The sequence below is a fragment of the uncultured Thiodictyon sp. genome, from assembly GCF_903828115.1.
GTDB lineage: Bacteria > Pseudomonadota > Gammaproteobacteria > Chromatiales > Chromatiaceae > Thiodictyon.
In genome coordinates, this window is record NZ_CAIKKU010000120.1 from 1 (window position 1) to 6,363 (window position 6,363).

The following is a 6,363-nucleotide window of genomic DNA, read 5'->3' on the forward strand; positions in this document are numbered from 1 at the left end:
GAAAGACCACGCGCGGCCCGAAGAAACCGCCCACCCCGCGGACGAACTTCAAAGGCAAACCGCATGTCTCGACCGCCCGATTGCTTGCTGGGTCCGGGTAATCCACATGGTGTGCACCTTAAAAGGGCTGGTCCATGCCTCTCAACGAAGCGGGAGAATTGGTCAAGGCGTGGCCGGGCGGATTCTTTGAAGAGGGGCTCAAGGAGCAATTCGGCGATGATTGACGAGTATGCCTTGATTCCCGACGTGTTTGATCCGAGCGCGTATTCTAATCCTGATCGGATTGAGATGTGCTTGCCTCATCTCAGGGAAGCGCTTTATCGGGAGGCTGTGATCCGCGATCTTGGAAATGGCCATTGGTCCGCTTACTGCCTAAGTCGCGACCAGTCCGGGACGGCTCGCTTTCACCGATTGGCTGCAGAGCTTTTGAGGAAGCTGGCGTCTGGGAACCGCTTGCATCCGTTTCGCCAGATGTCCGCAACAGAGCCGTCGGATTCGGAGGGCTGGTGCCGGGAAGCCCTACAGACTCATACGGAATCGCGGTTGACCGGCGTCATTGCTGCGCATCGAAGCAAGCAGCAGTTTTCTGACGATATCGTTGGCTCAATCGAGCGGCTGACGAGTTGTGAGTGGTGGCAATCGCGAAGCTGCTCGATCTTGCTGGATCGCAAGACCGATGCTTATCTCGACACGCTCCGAACCCTTCTGCAGTGCGCGAACTCGTTCATTTTCATCGATCCGAACCTCGATCCAACAAGCAACAACTACTCGGAATTCCATCGCTTACTCTCGCCTCTCGCGCGCCGGAAACCGCCGCCGCGGATAGAGCTTCACCGGAGCTTTTGCCTTGGCGACGGCAAAGCGCGAACCTTCCCTAAGGAGCCTGAATGGCGCCAGCGATTCCGTTCGTTGGATGACGAGCTTCAAAGGCTAGGTCTCTCGGCCGAGGTCTATTTTTGGCAGGACTTTCATGCGCGGTACCTGATTACGGATCTCATTGGGCTCGTCGCGGAAGCGGGTTTCGATGCGACCGCGACCCCGAATGATCTAACCACTTGGGCGCGTCTGGGGCGGGATGACAGAAATAGAATTCAGGGACTTTACGACCCCACAAATGTCGGCCGCTTGAAGTATCATTTTCGGATCGGTATAGCTTGAATTGAGGCGTCTACATGGAGAACACATGATGCGCGAACGAATCCAAAGCATCCTGACCAATCTGGAGACCGTCGGCGAGGACCTGCTCGCCCTCTCCGACGACATCTGGCTGAATATCGACCACAACGACAACGACGCGCTCGATAAAGGTCTGACCTTCAAGAAGGCGTTCAACAAGACCGTGGGCGAATTCCGCGAGGTCTCGGGCCGGCTGTCGAATCTGGTCCAAGATTATACCCAGGTCCCGACCTTCGAGGCACCGAGCGCCCCCGCGTCGGAGGATGAGCGGGAGCGGCGCGAGCGCCTGATTCGCGCACTCGACCGGCGCGTGCCCCATGGTCTGGCCGAGGATTTCCGCTACAAGCGGCCCGCGATCTTTACCCTGAGTAGCGTACCCTTCGACGGTACTAACACCTGGTCCCAGGTCTACGAGACCCTATGTCGACACTTCGCATCTTTGCAGCCGGCTGTCTTCAATGCCTTGCCGACGAATCCGGATTTCGTCAGCTCCAAAGGCAATAAGCATTTTTCCAGGCAGGCCGCGGATCTCCGCATCGCGCGGGACTACGGCCGGGGCGTGCTTGCCGAAACCAACCTTTCGGCCAACCAGATCCGGGACAACATCAAGCGTCTTCTCTGCGCGTTTGGCCTCCCGGAATCGGCGTTCGTCGTCTATCTGCGCGAAGATCGGGATGCCGGGGCCACTGGAGACACACCATGATTGAAAGTGCCGAACGACCATAGTTCGCGTTTCGTATCATCGCGAGGCTGAAACCATGTTGCAAACTATCGAAGTCGAGATCGACGCCAGCGGTCAAGTGCATCCACTGGAACCGCTTATCCGCCTCCCGCCCGGCCGTGCCCTGCTCACGTTACTGGATGGGCAAACGAACGAGACGGCCCTGTTGGCAGAGGCAGCGCTGGCCGAAGATTGGCTGAAACCGGAGGAGGACGAGGCATGGGCGCATTTGCAGCCGGGCAAGTCGTAGTCTTGCCGGAGTTGGGAAATCCCACAATCCGCGAGCAATTCTAAGATCGATGGCGGCAAGACGAGGTGAACAATGACGAACATGATTGAAGCATTGTACGACGGGAAGGTCTTTCGCCCGACGGGGCCGATCGCCCTGGCTCCCAATACCCGTGTGCGGATGACCATCGAGAGCCTGCCGCCCGCCGAGCGGGAGGCCCCGTCTTTCCTTCGCACGGCGCGCGCGCTTGAGCTGGAAGGCCCCCCCGACTGGTCGGAGAACGTCGACGAGTATCTGTATGGTGGGGAGCGACCCCATGTCGACTGAGGTGTTTCTGGACACCGCCTATGCGATTGCCCTTTCCTCGGCAAAGGATCAGTTCCATGTGCGTGCCATCGCGCTCGCCGAGCAGATGGAGGCGGCGAGAACCCGACTCGTGACCACCCGGGCGGTTCTGTTGGAAATCGGCAACGCCTTGTCCAAGCTGCGGTATCGGCAGGCGGCGGTGAAACTCCTGGACTCCCTCGAAGCGGACCCGACGGTGGAGATTGTGCCGCTTTCCGAGGCGCTCTACGCCCGCGCCGCGAAGCTCTACCGCGAGCGCGCCGATAAGGAGTGGGGTCTCACGGACTGCATCTCGATTCTTGTCATGCAGGATCGCGGGCTGACCGACGCACTCACCACCGACGGGCATTTTCAGCAGGCAGGCTTTCGGGCCTTGCTGCACGAGGGCTTCTCGTGACCATCAAGAAAGCGGAGATCGACGCCAGTGGCCAAGTGCACCCACTGGAGCCACTCATCCGCCTGCCGACCGGTTCTCCCCTGCTCACATTGCGGGATGAGCAAGCGAATGAGCCAGCCCTGGCGGCAGAGGCAGCGCTGGCCGAAGATTGGCTGAAACCGTAGGAGGATGAGGCATGGGCGCATTGATCAACCCGACGGTGGAATTGCTTCGGGACAGGCTGGTGTCGGCCCTCGCACCGCGCCGGATCATTCTCTTGCTCTGGCTCCCACGCTCCAGCGTCACTGCCGTTAAGTTAAGCGCCGCAGCCCCGAGCGCCTGGAGTCCAAGACTTCAGCCTTGGAGGGCGCCAAGGCTGAAGCCTTGGACTCCAGGCAGACGCGACGCGGTCGGCGAGTGCGCCTTAACCTAATGGCAGTGACGCTGAGCGTGGGAACGAGGCGAGGCGAATTACTCATCAGAGAACCAAACAATGCAAACCGCGAAACAACAAGCCGAATCAGTGCTGCGGCGCCTGCCCGACAACTGCACGCTGGAGGATATCCGGTACCACCTCTATGTTCTTGAGAAGATCGGCAAGGGTCGGAAGGACATCGAGGAAGGTCGCTCCTTCACGGCGGACGAGGCGAGGGAGCGTCTACCGTTGCCGGGGTTACGCCACCGCCGACTCTCTGCGCAAGGAGACGATTTGCCCCTTGTTGACGAACACGAGTGGGCGGGAGGTGAACAGGCGCTCGCCGCGGCCATGCTCGCGACCCACGGTAGCGTCCGTCAGGGGGATGAACTGGGCATCCTCATTGAGGACCGCGGCAATGCTCTGGCCGGCGGCCAGGTGCAGATCTCCCGATACGCTGTAGTCCTGCAACTGTAAGTGTACCCGTACCGGCGACTTGTGCGTAAACGGGTAGGGCTTGATGTCGGGTTGTGCGCCAACGCCCCGCGCCAGATTGGGGTCATCGACGGCAACCAACTGGATGCTTGGCTTGCTCACATAGGTCTTGGGGACCTGCGGTGCGGCGACGCCGTTGCCCGGCGGATCGGGGGAGAGTTCCAGGAAGGCCCGGTCGCGGGTTGCGCCGAGGCGGGGACCGCCATTCAACAGATCGAGCAGCCGCATCTCTTTCGGGCATTGCACATATCCACTCAACACCTGGGTCGAGGTGAAGAAATGCAGCGCACTGCCATGGTCTGCCGGATGGTCCTGCACACTCTACCCCATAGGTTGCGGGCTCAAGACCCGAGGCAGTGCGATCACCCGGCCGCAGGCCGGGCCTGATGTGGATCGCGTCAATATGACACTATAGCCCCGCGCAAGGGCACCGGAACGGCCGAGGTGCCCGCAGGGTGAGAGTGCCTTACCAACGGTCAGATCCTAGCTGGCCGCGCGTCGAGCGCAGCGGCGTCGGCAGCGCTGAGCACCAACGCGGCGGCGCTTGCGGGGGGGGGATACAGACAAAGCGCATGGAGAGATCTACGGTGGTCAGGTCTTTACTCTGGTTGTCGCGGAGACGGCGTTACCGTTTGAGGATCGGGGCGTTGCGGCCCGGCGGGCAGTTCGCGACGTGCGCGTCTATAAGGCCATCCATGCCTATCACAACGGGATCGTGCGTGACATCTGGAAGCGCTATGCCGGGAATGGTCCGGTGCTCCCGGTGGCGCGTGCGGTGGCGCTGGGGATCCTTGAGCGTGAGTCGGTTCCGAGGTTCTTGCGCAGATCGCCGGATTGGTCGACCTCTTCTCGCGTGGTGCGGACGACGATGATGAGGAGGGTGACGCATGAGCGCCGCCACGCTGCGTGGAGTCGACCGGTTCGCCTGGCTGGTGCAGGAAACGCGCTACGGCTACTGCGTCGATGCGCTGTTGGGGCGGGATTGCTGGCCGCGGTGATGGGCCGGGCTTGGGCGTCGGTGCGCTTGGCGACGAATGGTCCGCATAGCGGACCCTACGGGCGCCGTCATCATTTTGGCGCACCCAAGGCGTCCAGCAGCTTTTGGTGAATTCCGCCGAAGCCGCCGTTGCTCATGACCAGGACCTGATCGCCGGGGCGGGCCTCTGCGGCCACTTGTGCGACGATGGCGTCCACCGAGCCTAGGACCATGGCCCGCTCGCCCAGCCCGGCGAAGACGGCCGCCGCGTCCCAGCCCAGGTCCACGGGGGCGTGGACATAGATCAGGTCCGCGTCCGTGACGGAGGCGCCCAGCTCGGCGTTATGGACCCCGAGCCGCATGGTGTTGGAGCGCGGCTCCAGCACGGCGAGGATGCGCGCCTGACCCACCTGCCGACGCAACCCCTGGAGGGTGGTGGCGATGGCGGTGGGGTGGTGGGCGAAGTCGTCGAAGACCCGCACGCCGCGTGCCTCGCCGCGCAGTTCCATGCGGCGCTTGACCCCTTGAAAGCGGGAGAGTGCCTCAATGCCGATGCCTACCGGGACCCCGGCGTGGCGGGCGGCAGCGAGGACGGCGAGGGCGTTGTTCACGTTGTGCAGGCCGGTCTGGCCCCAGTGGACCTGGCCCTGGGGGGCGCCGTCGTGCAGGACCTCGAAGCGGGAGCCGTCGGGTTGGATGAGTCGGGCGTCCCAGCCGGCCCCGGGTGCGGCAGACCGCCCGAAGACCTCGCACGGGGTCCAGCAGCCCATCGTCAGGACCTGGTCCAGCGCCGGGTCGGCGGCGGGGTGGATGATGAGCCCGGTGCCCGGTACGGTGCGCACCAGGTGGTGGAACTGGCGCTGGATCTGGGTGAGATCCTCGAAGATGTCCGCGTGGTCGAACTCCAGATTGTTCAGGATCACGGTACGCGGGCCATAGTGGACGAACTTGGAGCGTTTATCGAAGAAGGCGGTGTCGTATTCGTCCGCTTCCACCACGAAGAAGGGCGCGGAACCCAGGCGGGCCGAGACGCCGAAGTCCTGCGGTACACCGCCGATCAGAAAGCCCGGGTCGAGCCCGGCGTCCGCCAGGACCCAGGCGAGCATGCTGGCGGTGGTGGTCTTGCCGTGGGTGCCGGCCACGGCCAGCACCCAGCGCCCCTGCAACAGGTTGGCCTTGAGCCAGGCGGGGCCGGAGCAATAGGGCAGCCCCCGGTCCAGCATGGCCTCCACCACCGGGATGCCGCGGCGCATGGCGTTGCCGACCACGACCACGTCCGGGGCCGGGTCCAACTGCGCCGCGTCATAGCCCTCCATGAGGGTGATGCCGGCCGCCTCGAGCTGGGTGCTCATCGGCGGATACACGTTGGCATCGGAGCCGGTGACGCGATGCCCCAGGGCGCGGGCGAGTTGGGCGATCCCGCCCATGAAGGTGCCGCAGATTCCGAGGATGTGCAGGTGCATATCGTCCTGGTGCTCAGTGTTGAGGTTTAGATCCGAAGTGTGCAGCGCTCGCGCGGCCGGTTTCGTTGTCGTTGTCGTTGTCGTAATCGAACTTATCGTAGTGTCCCGCGGATGCTCTCGCACCCCAGAGTGCATCGCTTCTCCGATTACGATTACGACAACGACAA

General features: G+C 62.8%; 8 protein-coding genes. 6 read left to right on the forward strand and 2 right to left on the reverse strand.

Annotated features, from left to right (window positions below):
* Window positions 1–216 precede the first annotated feature (216 nt).
* The 6 genes from QZY48_RS04240 (at window position 217) to QZY48_RS04265 (ending at window position 3,032) form a co-directional block, all read left to right on the forward strand.
* Complete coding sequence (locus tag QZY48_RS04240; protein ID WP_295428140.1) at window positions 217–1,158, forward strand: hypothetical protein; 942 nt, start codon at window positions 217–219, stop codon at window positions 1,156–1,158.
* Window positions 1,159–1,186: 28 nt separating this feature from the next.
* A complete protein-coding gene (locus QZY48_RS04245; protein WP_295428143.1) occupies window positions 1,187–1,879 on the forward strand; it encodes a hypothetical protein in 693 nt (230 codons plus the stop codon).
* Window positions 1,880–1,934: 55 nt separating this feature from the next.
* A complete protein-coding gene (locus QZY48_RS04250) occupies window positions 1,935–2,147 on the forward strand; it encodes a hypothetical protein (protein WP_295428146.1) in 213 nt (70 codons plus the stop codon).
* Window positions 2,148–2,219: 72 nt separating this feature from the next.
* Entirely contained in the window at window positions 2,220–2,453 is a 234-nt protein-coding gene (locus QZY48_RS04255; RefSeq protein ID WP_295428148.1) for an antitoxin family protein, read from the forward strand.
* Window positions 2,443–2,868 (forward strand): type II toxin-antitoxin system VapC family toxin, encoded by a 426-nt coding sequence (locus QZY48_RS04260; protein ID WP_295428151.1) that lies wholly within the window; start codon window positions 2,443–2,445, stop codon window positions 2,866–2,868. The genes QZY48_RS04255 and QZY48_RS04260 overlap by 11 nt, the downstream gene beginning before the upstream one ends.
* Complete coding sequence (locus QZY48_RS04265) at window positions 2,865–3,032, forward strand: hypothetical protein (RefSeq protein ID WP_295428153.1); 168 nt, start codon at window positions 2,865–2,867, stop codon at window positions 3,030–3,032. The genes QZY48_RS04260 and QZY48_RS04265 overlap by 4 nt, the downstream gene beginning before the upstream one ends.
* A 488-nt stretch (window positions 3,033–3,520) precedes the next feature.
* Here the strand turns inward: QZY48_RS04265 and QZY48_RS04270 are convergent, their stop codons facing one another.
* Window positions 3,521–4,075 (reverse strand): hypothetical protein, encoded by a 555-nt coding sequence (locus QZY48_RS04270; protein WP_295428156.1) that lies wholly within the window; start codon window positions 4,073–4,075, stop codon window positions 3,521–3,523.
* Window positions 4,076–4,825: 750 nt separating this feature from the next.
* A complete protein-coding gene (gene mpl / locus QZY48_RS04275; protein WP_295428159.1) occupies window positions 4,826–6,196 on the reverse strand; it encodes a UDP-N-acetylmuramate:L-alanyl-gamma-D-glutamyl-meso-diaminopimelate ligase in 1,371 nt (456 codons plus the stop codon).
* Between the last annotated feature and the right edge of the window lie 167 nt (window positions 6,197–6,363).

Excerpts from the sequence above, each read along its gene's own strand:
- QZY48_RS04240 (WP_295428140.1), top strand. The coding sequence starts at position 217 with ATGATTGACGAGTATGCCTTGATTCCCGACGTGTTTGATCCGAGCGCG.
- QZY48_RS04245 (WP_295428143.1), top strand. The coding sequence starts at position 1,187 with ATGCGCGAACGAATCCAAAGCATCCTGACCAATCTGGAGACCGTCGGC.
- QZY48_RS04250 (WP_295428146.1), top strand. The coding sequence starts at position 1,935 with ATGTTGCAAACTATCGAAGTCGAGATCGACGCCAGCGGTCAAGTGCAT.
- QZY48_RS04255 (WP_295428148.1), top strand. The coding sequence starts at position 2,220 with ATGACGAACATGATTGAAGCATTGTACGACGGGAAGGTCTTTCGCCCG.
- QZY48_RS04260 (WP_295428151.1), top strand. The coding sequence starts at position 2,443 with ATGTCGACTGAGGTGTTTCTGGACACCGCCTATGCGATTGCCCTTTCC.
- mpl (WP_295428159.1), bottom strand. The coding sequence starts at position 6,196 with ATGCACCTGCACATCCTCGGAATCTGCGGCACCTTCATGGGCGGGATC.